Annotated in this window: 16 protein-coding genes; 10 read left to right on the forward strand and 6 right to left on the reverse strand. The window is 65.3% G+C overall.

The window, feature by feature from the left end; all coding sequences use genetic code 11:
- Nucleotides 1-3: 3 nt before the first annotated feature.
- The 6 genes from RIA72_RS08390 (at nt 4) to RIA72_RS08415 (ending at nt 4,858) form a co-directional block, all read left to right on the forward strand.
- The gene (locus RIA72_RS08390; protein ID WP_350031728.1) at nt 4-1,218 is read left to right on the forward strand and encodes an acetyl-CoA C-acetyltransferase; all 1,215 of its coding nucleotides are present in this window, start codon (nt 4-6) and stop codon (nt 1,216-1,218) included.
- A gap of 2 nt (nt 1,219-1,220) precedes the next feature.
- Nucleotides 1,221-2,813 carry an acyl-CoA dehydrogenase family protein gene (locus RIA72_RS08395; RefSeq protein ID WP_350031729.1) on the forward strand — a complete coding sequence of 531 codons (1,593 nt, stop codon included), beginning with the start codon at nt 1,221-1,223 and terminating at the stop codon, nt 2,811-2,813.
- A 162-nt stretch (nt 2,814-2,975) separates the two neighbouring features.
- A complete protein-coding gene (locus tag RIA72_RS08400; protein WP_350031730.1) occupies nt 2,976-3,455 on the forward strand; it encodes a response regulator transcription factor in 480 nt (159 codons plus the stop codon).
- A gap of 60 nt (nt 3,456-3,515) precedes the next feature.
- Nucleotides 3,516-3,890, forward strand: coding sequence for a hypothetical protein (locus RIA72_RS08405; RefSeq protein WP_350031731.1), 375 nt, complete (start codon nt 3,516-3,518; stop codon nt 3,888-3,890).
- Between the two features lie 24 nt (nt 3,891-3,914).
- Nucleotides 3,915-4,328, forward strand: coding sequence for a hypothetical protein (locus tag RIA72_RS08410; protein WP_350031732.1), 414 nt, complete (start codon nt 3,915-3,917; stop codon nt 4,326-4,328).
- Nucleotides 4,329-4,354: 26 nt separating this feature from the next.
- Entirely contained in the window at nt 4,355-4,858 is a 504-nt protein-coding gene (locus RIA72_RS08415) for a MarR family winged helix-turn-helix transcriptional regulator (RefSeq protein ID WP_350031733.1), read from the forward strand.
- 82 nt (nt 4,859-4,940) lie between these two features.
- On the opposite strand, the gene RIA72_RS08420 is transcribed toward RIA72_RS08415, so the two are convergent.
- The 6 genes from RIA72_RS08420 to RIA72_RS08445 all read right to left on the reverse strand — a co-directional run bounded on the left by RIA72_RS08420 (nt 4,941) and on the right by RIA72_RS08445 (nt 9,998).
- Nucleotides 4,941-5,687 (reverse strand): sigma-70 family RNA polymerase sigma factor, encoded by a 747-nt coding sequence (locus RIA72_RS08420; protein ID WP_350031734.1) that lies wholly within the window; start codon nt 5,685-5,687, stop codon nt 4,941-4,943.
- Nucleotides 5,677-7,734, reverse strand: a complete 2,058-nt coding sequence (gene flhA, locus RIA72_RS08425) for a flagellar biosynthesis protein FlhA (protein WP_350031826.1) — start codon at nt 7,732-7,734, stop codon at nt 5,677-5,679. Before flhA ends, RIA72_RS08420 begins: the two co-directional genes overlap by 11 nt.
- A 62-nt stretch (nt 7,735-7,796) precedes the next feature.
- Nucleotides 7,797-8,633, reverse strand: a complete 837-nt coding sequence (locus tag RIA72_RS08430) for a transglycosylase SLT domain-containing protein (RefSeq protein WP_350031735.1) — start codon at nt 8,631-8,633, stop codon at nt 7,797-7,799.
- 79 nt (nt 8,634-8,712) lie between these two features.
- Nucleotides 8,713-9,021: a hypothetical protein gene (locus RIA72_RS08435; protein WP_350031736.1), complete on the reverse strand. Its 309-nt coding sequence runs from the start codon at nt 9,019-9,021 to the stop codon at nt 8,713-8,715.
- Complete coding sequence (gene flgM / locus RIA72_RS08440) at nt 9,018-9,314, reverse strand: flagellar biosynthesis anti-sigma factor FlgM (RefSeq protein ID WP_350031737.1); 297 nt, start codon at nt 9,312-9,314, stop codon at nt 9,018-9,020. Before flgM ends, RIA72_RS08435 begins: the two co-directional genes overlap by 4 nt.
- A 171-nt stretch (nt 9,315-9,485) precedes the next feature.
- Entirely contained in the window at nt 9,486-9,998 is a 513-nt protein-coding gene (locus RIA72_RS08445; RefSeq protein ID WP_350031738.1) for a flagella basal body P-ring formation protein FlgA, read from the reverse strand.
- A 286-nt stretch (nt 9,999-10,284) separates the two neighbouring features.
- On the opposite strand from RIA72_RS08445, the gene RIA72_RS08450 reads away from it, so the two are divergent.
- The 4 genes from RIA72_RS08450 to RIA72_RS08465 are packed head-to-tail and all read left to right on the forward strand — an operon-like array spanning nt 10,285 to nt 12,166.
- The gene (locus RIA72_RS08450) at nt 10,285-10,626 is read left to right on the forward strand and encodes a flagellar basal body rod protein FlgB (RefSeq protein ID WP_350031739.1); all 342 of its coding nucleotides are present in this window, start codon (nt 10,285-10,287) and stop codon (nt 10,624-10,626) included.
- Nucleotides 10,623-11,033, forward strand: a complete 411-nt coding sequence (flgC, locus tag RIA72_RS08455; RefSeq protein WP_338427102.1) for a flagellar basal body rod protein FlgC — start codon at nt 10,623-10,625, stop codon at nt 11,031-11,033. The genes RIA72_RS08450 and flgC overlap by 4 nt, the downstream gene beginning before the upstream one ends.
- 1 nt (nt 11,034) lies before the next feature.
- A complete protein-coding gene (locus tag RIA72_RS08460) occupies nt 11,035-11,337 on the forward strand; it encodes a flagellar hook assembly protein FlgD (RefSeq protein ID WP_350031740.1) in 303 nt (100 codons plus the stop codon).
- 4 nt (nt 11,338-11,341) lie between these two features.
- The gene (locus RIA72_RS08465) at nt 11,342-12,166 is read left to right on the forward strand and encodes a flagellar hook-basal body complex protein (RefSeq protein ID WP_350031741.1); all 825 of its coding nucleotides are present in this window, start codon (nt 11,342-11,344) and stop codon (nt 12,164-12,166) included.
- The last annotated feature ends 5 nt before the right edge of the window (nt 12,167-12,171 follow it).

Raw genomic sequence — 12,171 nt, forward strand, 5'->3', positions numbered from 1 at the left:
CCCATGACCCTGCGCCGCGCCGCCATCGTTGCCCCCATCCGCACCGCCGTCGGAAAATTCGGGGGCGCGCTTTCGTCGATGACCGCGGGCGCGCTCGGCGCGGTGATCCTGAAGGCGCTGATCGAGCGCACGGGGATCGACCCGGCGCGCGTCGACGACGTCGTTTTTTCGCAAGGCTATGGCAATGGCGAGGCGCCGGCGATCGGCCACTGGTCGTGGCTGGCGGCGGGACTGCCGATGGAGGTGCCGGGATACCAGCTCGATCGTCGCTGCGGGTCCGGCCTACAGGCGGTCGTCAATGCCGCGATGATGGTCCAGACGGGGATGGCCGACGTCGTCGTCGCGGGCGGGGTCGAATCGATGTCGAACGTCGAACATTATACGACCGATGTTCGCAAAGGCGTGCGCGCGGGCAATTTGACGCTGCACGACCGGCTGACGCGCGGACGGCTGATGTCGCAGCCGGTCGAACGTTTCGGGGTGATCAGCGGCATGATCGAGACCGCCGAAAATCTGGCGAAGGAGTATGGCATCAGTCGCGAGGCGGCCGACGCCTATGCGGTGCAAAGCCACCAGCGCGCGGCGGCGGCGTGGGCGAACGGCCTTTTCGACGACGAACTGGTGCCGGTCAACGTGCCGCAGAAGAAGGGCGATCCCGTGATTTTCGCGCACGACGAAGGCTATCGCGCCGACGCCAGCATGGAATCGCTCGGCAAACTGCGCGCGCTGGAGGGCGGCGTCGTGACCGCGGGCAATGCCAGCCAGCAGAATGACGCCGCCGCCGCCTGCCTGATCGTCGCCGAGGACAAGCTCGACGCGCTCGGGCTGGAACCGATCGCCTGGTACCATAGCGCGGCGTCGGCGGGGTGCGACCCCAGCCGCATGGGAATCGGGCCCGTGCCCGCGGTCGAGCGGCTGTTCGCGCGCAGCGGCCTCGGCTGGGGCGACATCGACCTGGTCGAACTCAACGAAGCCTTCGCGCCGCAAGTGCTCGCGGTGCTCAAGGGGTGGGGCTGGTCCGACGACGACAGCCGGAACGCGATTCTGAACGTCAACGGGTCGGGGATTTCGCTTGGCCACCCGATCGGCGCGACCGGCGGACGCATTCTTGCCAATCTGACGCGCGAGCTGGTGCGCCGCGACGGGCGCTATGGTCTCGAGACGATGTGCATCGGCGGTGGCCAGGGCATCGCCGCAATCTTCGAGCGTGCCGCCTGAGCATGTCCGACCTGCGGCAATATCTGGCGGCCGCCGATGCCTATCGCGGCGCGGCGCAGGCGGCGCTTGCCCGGCGTCTCGCCGCGCGGTCGATCGACGACGAGCAGCGCGCGGCGCACGGTTTCGCCTGGGTCGCGACGACGGTGGCGGCGCTGGCGGCGGTGCTGGAGTGGTGCGAGGCAGGGAAGGGGGCGAATCCGCTCGATGCCCAGATCGCGCAGCTTGCCTTCGCCGAAGCTATCGGCCAGCTCACCGGCGGCCTGCCGATGGGGCAGAATGAGATGTTTCGTCCCGCCGATCTGGGGCTCGGCGTGGCGGCGCGGGCGCTCGGCGATGCCTGCGCGAAGCTGCTCGACGCGGACCATGCCGCGCGGCGCGCCGAAATCGCCGCCGCGCTCGCGTCCGCCAACTGGCCGAGCGAGACGCTGCACGATGGCGAACTCGATGCGATCCGCGACCAGTTTCGCCGCTTTACCGATGCGGAGATCGTGCCTCACGCACACGGCTGGCATCTGACGAACGCGCTGATCCCGGACACCACGGTGCAGGCGATGGCCGACCTCGGCACCTTCGGGGTTTGCATTCCGCAGGCCTATGGCGGTCTCGGGCTGTCGAAGCTGGTGATGTGCCTCGTCACCGAAGAACTGTCGCGCGGCTGGATCGGCGCGGGATCGCTCGGGACACGGTCGGAAATCGCGGGCGAATTGATCGCAACCGGGGGCACCGAGGCGCAAAAGGCGGCATGGCTGCCGAAGATTGCGAGCGGCGAGATCCTGCCCACCGCCGTATTCACCGAACCCGACGTCGGATCGGATCTGGGTTCGCTTCAGACGCGCGCGCGGATCGCGGGCGGCCGATGGGTGATCGACGGAGCAAAGACGTGGATCACCCATGCCGCTCGCTCGGACCTGATGACTTTGCTCGCGCGCACCTTGCCCGATACGAAAGGTTATTCCGGGCTGTCGATGCTCCTCGTTCCCAAGCCGCGCGGGACCGACGCCGACCCCTTCCCCGCTTCGGGGATGAGCGGGAGCGAGATCGGCGTGCTCGGCTATCGCGGGATGCGTGAATATGCGCTGCAATTCGAGGGCATGGCGGCGCCCGAAGACGCGCTGCTTGGCGGCGCAGAGGGGCAGGGGTTCAAACAGCTGATGCGCACGTTCGAAGGCGCGCGTATCCAGACCGCGGCACGCGCCGTCGGCGTCGCGCGCCGGGCGCTGGAACTGGGGCTCGATTATGCGCTGAACCGCAGGCAGTTCGCACGGGCGATCATCCATTTCCCACGCGTCGCCGACAAGCTGGCGATGGGCCTTGTCGACTTCGTGATGGCGCGCGAACTCGCTTATGCCGCCGCGCGGGCAAAGGATTCGGGCAAGCGCTGCGACATCGAGGCCGGGATGGCCAAGCTGCTCGCCGCGCGTGTTGCCTGGTCGAACGCCGACGCCAGCGTACAGATCCACGGCGGCAACGGCTATGCGCTCGAATATGAAATCAGCCGTGTCCTCTGCGATGCGCGCATCCTCAACATCTTCGAGGGGGCTGCCGAGATTCAGGCGCAGGTGATCGCGCGCGGCCTTGTCGAGGGGCGCAATTAGGGCGGGGGGGAAGGCCGGCGACCGCGCGTGCCGGCTGATCCGGCATTATGGTAAACAAAAGGTGACGGCGATCGGCCATGTCACCGTAACACGACTGCTTAGAATGCGAATTTACCCCCCGCCGACCTTGATTTCGACTCATGATGCTCTATTCCAACGCGGGTGCAAGGCGACCCCGACAATTACATCAGCCTGCTTTCGGCCGCGCAAATCGAAACGCTGCGGCACGTTTACGAGCATAAAAATTCCAAGCAGATAGCGCGGATTATGCATGTGTCGCCCCACACGGTCGATGAGCGCGTGCGACGAGTGTTAAAAAAGCTTAATGTTTCCAACAGAATCGAAGCCGCGCGCGTGCTGGCTGTTAACGGTGTCTTCGACCATGTTACCCCCTATCAGCCTTTGACATATCAATTGATCGACCTAGGCGACGATCCGCCCGCCGCCGATGCCGAGGAGGGGCGCAGTTTGCTTCGGCGGCTTTTGGACATCGGTTCGCCATTTCCTACCGCGTCCCAGCCGGCCAACCGGCATGGGTTGATGGAAAGGATAATCTGGCCGATCCTCATCGCATTCGCGACGATTTTGGCTTTCTCCGCCCTCTATTCGATCCTTGTGGGACTTGGTCGTGTTCTGACCTGATGTTCGAACCGAATGCTGCGGGGGGGAGCCGGTAGCATTCCTTTTGCAAGGAAGAAGTTAATGCTGAACGAACGAGTTTCTGCGGCAAAGAAGATTGCTTCGGACCTGCACCAGGCCGAAGACGCCATCGACGAAGCGATGATCCGTATCGCCCAGCTTGCGGCCACGCTACCGACCGCGCGGCGCCAAACCAACATGTCGGCGATTGTCGGGCAGGAAGCGATGGCCAAGGTCGCCCAGGCTCTCGCCGCCGCCGGCGAGGTCCGTCAGCTCTTGACCGACGCGCATGTGGCGTTGACTGTGACGCAGAAGGAAGTCGGGCTGGGCGCGCGCATGTTCGGTGCCGGGGTCAAGCCGGCGTCGGCAAAGCTGGTCGACGAGGGCAGCAACGACTGCCAGCGTGTCGACGCGCCGATGGTCGCAAAGGCGGGTTGATCCGCAGGAAAGGTTGACTGCCACATGTGGTCCGTGGCGATCTATTATGTCGTTCTGTTCATCACCGTTGCCGTTGCCGTCCGACGTGGCGGACCGCTCGAACGCTGGGCAGCCTATACGGCATTGATCGCCTCGGTCCTGACGTCCGCCGTCACGCCTTTTCCGACCTGGACCGACATCGAAGTCAATATCTTCATCATCGACGTTCTGGTGTTGATGAGCTTCTGGTTCATCGCGCTAAGAACGCAGCGTTTCTGGCCCTATTGGATCACCGGGTGGCAGCTGATCGCCATTTTCGGTCATATCCAGAAACTGATGTTCGCGGAGATATTGGCGCGGCCCTATTCGCTGCTTTCGGTGTATATTTCCTATCCGATCCTACTGCTGATCATCTATGCATCGGGGTCGTCGGGCCGGCCAAAGGACCTTGCGGCGTAACGGTGGCTCCCCAGGGGCGTTGTTACATGCAGCCATTTTCGAATCAGGAAATCGCCGAACTGAAATCGCGGGTCGACCAGATCCATCAGCTGCTCGCGAGCCGGGGCGAAGAGGCGCCAGCGACGCTGATGGATCCCGTTCGCGAGCCGCGGGACGAGGGCGCGGTTCCGCCGCGCCTGCTCGACCAGCTGTCGTTCAGCATTGAGGTCCGGCGTATTCGCCGCACCCATTTCGGCGGCGTGGAAATATCGGGTCCGGTCTGGGATATGCTGCTCGACCTGATGCTCGCCGCAGCCAACGGCCGCGTCCTCGGCGCCAGCGACCTTGCGACCGGCGCGGGCGTGCCGCTGTCGTCGGGGCTGCGGATGATCGCGTCGCTCGAGCGCCGCGGACTGGTCGAGCGCGCGATCGACGAACGCGACCGCCGCCGAACGCTCGTCCGGCTGACCGCCACCGGAACCGAGCGCATGGCGGCCTATTTCGACAAGATCGGCGCGGCGCGGCAGCAGCGGCAGACACTGGCGGCCTGATCGCGGCCGAATAGGCCTGGCCTGCTCCGGCCGCGCGCAGCACCCGTTCGCGCGTCGCATCCGTTGGTCCGGGCCTCGCCTTCTATTCGGTCATCTCGCGCATCATGCGTTCGACCTTGATCATCGCTTCGCGCTTGATCTGACAGATGCGTGCAGCGCTGACGTCGAGCGTCAGCCCGATTTCGTGCAGATTGAGTTCCTCGAAAAAATAGAGCTGGAGTACCATCTGTTCGCGTTCGGAGAGCCGTCCGACGCATTGGCGCAGCGCGCTCATCAGATTTTCCTGCTCGCACCGCTCGTCGGCTCCGGCGTCCTCGTCGGCGGCCAGGAAGGCGCCGATCTCGGTAAGTTCGTCGAGCGAAGTCGAATGGCCGTGCGTCGCATTGCGTTCGAGCGCGAAATAATCCTCCGCCGCCATGTCGAGCGCGACCGCCATTTCGGCCGCGGTGGGCGCGCGGTGCAGTTGCTGTTCGAGCGCGGCGCGCGTGGCCTGCAACCGTTTGGCCGCGGCCATCGCCGAACGCCCGACGTCGGCTTCGCGGCGAAGCTGATCGATCATCGCGCCGCGAATGCGCGTCGTGGCATAGGTCGCAAAGGCAAAGCCGCGCTCTTCGTAGTGCCGAGCCGCCTCGATGAGCGCGATCAGCCCGGTCTGGATCAGGTCGTCAAGCTCGCTCGTCCGCGCGACCCGCGAAAAGACTTGCCACGCGATCTTGCGCACCAGCGGGGCGTGTTCCTGGACCAGCGCATCGACGCTTTCGCCATAGCCGTGCGGGCGCAGCGCGCGCCCGGCCGCCCCGGCAAATTGCTCGGCGGGCTCAATTCTCATCTATTTGGTCCTCCATGGGGGCATCGATTCCAGGTGCGAGGCGCGGCACTTCGGCGCCGATCGTCGCGACGATTTCGGTCTGCTTGGTCGCCGGGATTTCGAGGTAGGAAAGGACGGCGACGTCGGGGAAAGTGGCACGCACGAGGCGCGACAGCGCGGAGCGGCAGAGGGGCGAGGCGACGAGCGCAAAGCTGCGCGTCGACAGGAGCAAGGGTTCGACCGCCTGGCCGATCTGTTCGATGATCTTCATCGCCATGCCATGTTCAAAGGGCCATTCGGCGGCAGGATTCGCGCGCACCGCCTGGTTGAGCAGCACCTCGATCTCGGGGCTGAACGTCACGACGGGGAGCGGCATCCGGCTCGGCACGATCGTCTGGACGATCAGCGCGCCGATGCGCTGGCGCACGGCTTCGACCAGGTCGCTCTCGCCGAGTTGCTGCGCCGACAGCGCGACCATCGCTTCGGCGATCTTGCGGAAATCGCGCAGCGGAACGCGTTCGACGAGCAGGGATTTGCACAGGCTGGCGACGCGCGGCAGCGCATAGCTTTGGGGGCAAAGATTCTGCGCGAGCTGCGGATAATGCGCTTTCAGATGGTCGATCAGCGCCTGCGCATCGTCGATCCCGAACAATTCGGCGGCGGAGGCGACGATGCTGTTGTTGAGGTGGGTCGCGACGACGGTGGCGGGGTCGACGACGGTATAACCCGCGGCGATCGCGTCATTCTGCGACGCCTTGGGAATCCACAGCGCGTCGAGGCCGAAGGTCGGGTCCTTGCACGGGCGGCCTGCCACCTTGGTGACAAGGTCGCCCGAATCGAGCGCGAGCATTTCGTTCGGGAAAACCTCGTCCTCGCCGACGATCACCCCGGCGACCGCGATGCGATAGACGTTGCCGGGCAGCGACAGATCGTCGCTGACCTTCACCGGCGGGACGACGAAGCCAAGTTCCTTCGACAACTGGCGGCGGATGCCCGTGATCCGCGTCATCAGCGGCGAACCCTTGCGTTCGTCGACAAGCGGGACGAGCGCATAGCCGATCTCGAGCTGGCAAGCGCTCGCCTCGCTGACGTCGGCCCATTCGATACGCGACGGGTCGGGCGTCGGCTCGGCGGGTTCGGGGGCGGCGGATTCGGCCGCCGCGGCACGCCGGAGCTGCCAGCCGATCGCAAAACACAGCGCCGATGCGGGAAGGATCAGCATCTGCGGCATCGCGGGGACGAGGCCGAGGATGAACAGGATACCGCCCACCGCGGTCCAGATGAGCGGCGAGGAGAACTGGCTGCCGATCTGACCGCTGAGATCGAAGGGCGAAGCCACGCGAGTGACGATCGCTGCCGCGGCGATCGACAGGAGTAGCGCGGGAATCTGCGCGACGAGTGCATCGCCGATCGCGAGCGTGATATAGGTGCTGCCGGCGTGCGACAGGCTGAGCCCATGGCTGAACATGCCAAGGATGAGCCCGCCGACGATGTTCACGAACAGGATGAGCAACCCTGCGACGGCATCGCCCTTCACGAATTTGGAGGCGCCGTCCATCGACCCGTAGAAATCGGCTTCGGTGCCGATCTCGACGCGGCGCGCCTTCGCCTCTTCGGGGGTCAGCAACCCGGCGTTCAAATCGGCGTCGATTGCCATCTGCTTGCCGGGAAGCGCGTCGAGCGTGAAGCGCGCGGAGACTTCGGACACGCGGCCCGCGCCCTTGGTGATGACGATCAGGTTGATGATCATCAGCACGACAAAGACGAACAGGCCGACGACATAATCGCCGCCGATCAGCACTTGGCCGAACGCCTCGATGACATGGCCGGCGGCCGCGGTGCCCTCGTGCCCCTGGACGAGCACGACGCGCGTAGAGGCGACATTGAGCGCGAGGCGGAACAGCGTCGCGAGCAGGAGCACCGTCGGGAAGGCCGAAAAATCGAGCGGCTTCGATGCCTGTAGCGCGACCATCAGGATCAGCAGGCTGATCATGATGTTCGCGACAAAGCTGATGTCGAGGATCAGCGGCGAAACCGGGATCACCATCAGCGCGACAAGGATCAGCATCGCGGCGGGCAGCGCGGCGATGCCGGCAAGGCGCCCGGCCTTTCCGATGTCGAAGGCGGCGGTCACGCCGCGCCTCCGGACAAAGAAGCCAGCCGCCGATAGGCGTCGGCGGCAAAGCCCATCGAGAGCTTTTTGGGCATAGGTTGAATATCCATCATCTGCAGCGGCGGGCGTCCCCCGCCATGGGCGTCGCCATTTGCCAGGGCGCTCGAAAACGACGCCTGCGCGCGCCAGCCGAGCGGGGCATGGGGTTTCATATTTTCGGCCTTCCCGCCTTCCTCGAGCTTCGTGCGAAAGCGGTCGCGAATCTCGGCGAGGCTGCGCATCCGGCCGTCGCCGGCGTAGAAGACCGAACGGTTTGCGGCGGCGGCCTCGGGCATCATGGTCGCGCCGGGCTGGTCGGGGTCGGCGGCAAGCGCCGTCAGAAATTTGGCGGCGCCCCCCGATCCCAGGAAATGTGCAAGATAAAGATCGACCGGTTCGGCGGCGCGGCCGATCCGGCTTTCCAGATAGACGCGGTTGTCGCCGGTCAGCGCCGCCGCCATGGTCGACGCGGCGGCGGGGTCGTCGCGCAGCGCGAAAATCTGTTCGCGCAGCAACGGATCGGCGACCGACAGGCGCCCCGACGCATCGCGGCCGATCGCGTCGGCCGCCCAGGCGAGGCCATGGTTCGCGCCGTGGCGATCGAGCGTCGCGAGCCACGTCTGCTTGGTGAACTGATACAGCCCGCGCGCCGATGAGGTTGCCGCCTTGGCGTTCGGATTATAGCCGCTTTCGACCCGTGCGACATCGAACAGATAATCGAAATCGATCCCCGTGCGCGCCGCCGCACGCTGCACCGCATCCAGCACGGGAGCGGCGATGCGGGTGGAGCCCTGGGGAGTGTTGATTGCGTTCATCGTCCTGGTTCCGCTGGTTCAGCAGACCCAAAGCAATCATCGTGCCACTTCCAGATATGCGCAGAAAAATACTGTTATATCAGTAGTGTAAGGCCGTTCCGCCTGGCCGGGTGCCCCGGATTTCATGGCTTCTGTCAATCCGCCGACGCGTCCAGTCCTTCAGGATATTGACGCGCATTGCCGCGGTTTCGAGCTGACCGAGAGTCTGGCCGATCAGCGCGCGGGCGCGATGTTCGCCGCCCGGCGGGATCGGTGCCCCGCGCATCAGAATCACGGCGGTCGCCAGCTCTTCGGTCGCTGCGATGATCGCGCCGGCATCCTGTCCGTCGAGCGCGCCGACCAGCGTATCGAGGCGCAATTGTACGTCGTCCATCGCCGCAAACATCATTCGCCCCCGCGCCCGTGAAAATCGAGCATGGCGCTGGCGATGAGCGCCGGGTGGACGCCATAATTACCGCCCGCGATCGCGGTACGCAGCGCGGCGACGCGCGCCACGTCGACCGGCGGCGGCTGGTCGGCAAGCGTGGCCGAGAGGCGCGTCAGCTTTGCTGCGGGCAGCGTGTCCGCCGCCGGGGCCGGTGCGGGTGTGTGCGCCGGGGCGGCCGTTTCGCTCGCGACCCGGCGGGACGGGCCGGCGCGGACGATGCCGCCGACGGGTCCGATCTTGCTGTCACCCGACATAAAAGCCTCCATCGGGCGCCGTCAGAAAAGTGACGACGCGCTTCACCAAGGCTTTAACGGTTCGTAACCTGGGCGATTAAGCGAGCAGGCCTGAAAAAAAGAAAAAGAAAGGCCCGGCCGCGTCGGAAAGCCGAGAACGGCCGGGCCGATCGATATCGGGCGGGGCGCGCGTCAGTCGTCGATCTGCGCGCGTCCCGGGCCGGTCACGGTGGCGCTCAGCGTCGACTTGCGGTCGCTGCCATGCAGCGCGATCGTTTCGCCGACGCGTCCATCCTCGGCTGCTACGGCGGCGTAGCTGATCGAATAGTTCGGTGTGTCGATCGTCACGCGCACATTGTCGCCGCGGCGGACGACGGGCGCCGCCGGTGCCGGTCGCGCAAGGGACGCGGTGATCGGCGACGCGTTGCCCTCGGCGCCGGTCATCGCGACGCGCAAGAGCCAGCCGAGCGGTTCGCAGCGCACCGCGAGCGTGTTGGCGTCGATGGCGGTCACCGTCGCCGGTTCGGGACAGCGCGCCAGTTTGATACGGCGATCGATCGGGACGGCGGTACGGCCGAGCGCGTTCGCGACCGTCGCGGTCAGCGTGTCGATCGCCTGCCAATCCTGAGCCGCGGGCTGCGCGGCGGCGATCATCGGCGCGGCAAAGGCGCACAAGGCGGGCGCGATGAAAAATCTGCGGGACAAGGGCTGCCTCCTTCGATGCCAAAAAGATTCGCCTGGCACGCTGCACGAAGCGTGCCAGCCGCCGCCCGCTGCGGGTTCCGGCGCGTATCGCCGCGCCGCGTCGGTTTTTTGACGATGGACCGGCCAGATGCGCTGAATCGCATATAATATATTGAAAAATATATATAAACTTATTTTGGCACGCCGATTGCATGATGTCCGGGTGTCTTTCCGTGTGTCCGCGCCAGTCGGCCGGCCGCCGGCAAGCGAGGGTCCGCCGACGGACGGCGGCAAGCGAAAGAATGTGATGATGGCATCCGAGAAACTTTTTGGGTTGCATGCGACGGCGCTCCAGCTGCGCAGCCAGCGCATGATGATGCTCGCGTCGAACATCGCGAACGCCGCGACGCCGAACTACAAGGCGCGCGACCTCGATTTTGCGAAGGCGCTCGACCTTGCGCAGCAGGGCGGCTCGACCGAGGATGCGATTGCCTATCGCGTTCCGGTTCAGGCGTCGCTCGACGGCAACACCGTCGAAATGGCGACCGAGCAGACGGCCTATGCCGAAAATGCGCTCGCCTATCGGTCGAGCCTCGCCTTTTTAAGCGGCCGCATCAACACGCTGTCGCGCGCGCTGAAGGGTGAATGACGATGAACGGCAGCTTTTCCGTCTTCGACATCAGCGGCCGCGCCATGTCGGCGCAGCTCGTGCGGCTCAACACCACCGCCTCGAACCTTGCCAATGCGGGGACGGTCGCGGGCAGCGAGGCAGGCGCCTTTCGTTCGCTGAAACCCGTCTTTCGTACCGTGATGGACGATCAGGGCCGCGCGACGGTGCAGATCGACCAGGTCACGACGTCGAAAATGGCGCCCTCGAAACGCCACGATCCGTCGAACCCGCTCGCCGACGCCGACGGCAACGTCTGGGAGGCCGCGGTCGATAGCGCCGCCGAACTGGTCGAGATGGTCGAGACCGCGCGCCAGTATCAGAACAATGTCCAGGTCCTCGAAACCGCGAAGGGCCTGATCAACGAAACCTTGAGGATGGGACAATAAGATGGGCGTCAACAGCATCACCAACAACAATCCCGTGTTCCACCCGCCCGGCACCAGCCAGCAGATGGGCCAGAGCGACTTCCTGCGCCTGATGACGGCGCAGCTGTCGCAGCAGGATCCGTTCAACCCGGTCGATAACACCGAAATGGTCGCCCAGATGGCGCAATTTTCAAGCCTCGCCGGGATCAGCGAGACGAACAATGCCCTCGCGCAGATTTCGGAGCAGCTCGCCGCGCAGACGCAGCTGCTCAAGGACATCAAGGCCGCCACCCCGGCGCCCGCCCCCACCACCCAGGAAGGATAAGCCCATGTCATTCTATACTTCGCTTTCGGGCCTCAAAGGCGCCCAGACCGACATGTCGGTCATCTCGAACAATATCGCGAACGCCGGTTCGGTCGGCTTCAAGCGCAGCAAGGCGCAGTTCGGCGATATTTTTGCCTCGTCGCCGACGCAGTCGACCAAGATGATCGCCGGACAGGGCACGCGCCTGGCCGGTATCACCCAACAGTTCACGCAAGGCTCGTATGAATCGAGCGAAAAAACGCTCGACCTCGCGATCGTCGGCGAGGGCATGTTCATCGTGAAGGGCGAACCGCCGCGCGAGCAGGTCTCCTATACGCGCAACGGCTCGTTCGACACGATCGATGGCTTTGTCGTCGATACGACCGGCGCGAAGCTGCAACTGCTTCCGGTCGACGCCGCGGGCAATGTCACCGACAATACGCTGGCCGGCGCCTTCGATTTCGCGCTGCCAACCGGTGCACCCTCGGACCCGACCTCGGCGCTGGTCAACGTCACGATAGGCCTCGACGGCCTCGTCACCGCGACCTTTGCCAATGGCGAGGACCAGATGCTCGGCAAGGTCGCGATGGCGACCTTCCCCACCATGTCGGGCCTGCGCCCGACGGGCGATGCGCACTGGCAGTCGACGGGCGAAAGCGGCCCGCCGACGATCGACGCGGCGACCAACGGGCCGATGGGCGCGATCCGGTCGGGCGCGCTCGAACGATCGAACGTCGACATCACCGAAGAGCTGGTGATGCTGATGGCGGCGCAGCGCAATTTCCAGGCGAACGCCAAGGCGATCGAGGGCGCGTCGCAGCTGACCCAGACGATCATCGGCATGCGCTGATCCGC

Origin of the sequence: Sphingopyxis sp., from assembly GCF_040216815.1 — a bacterium.
Classification (GTDB): domain Bacteria; phylum Pseudomonadota; class Alphaproteobacteria; order Sphingomonadales; family Sphingomonadaceae; genus Sphingopyxis.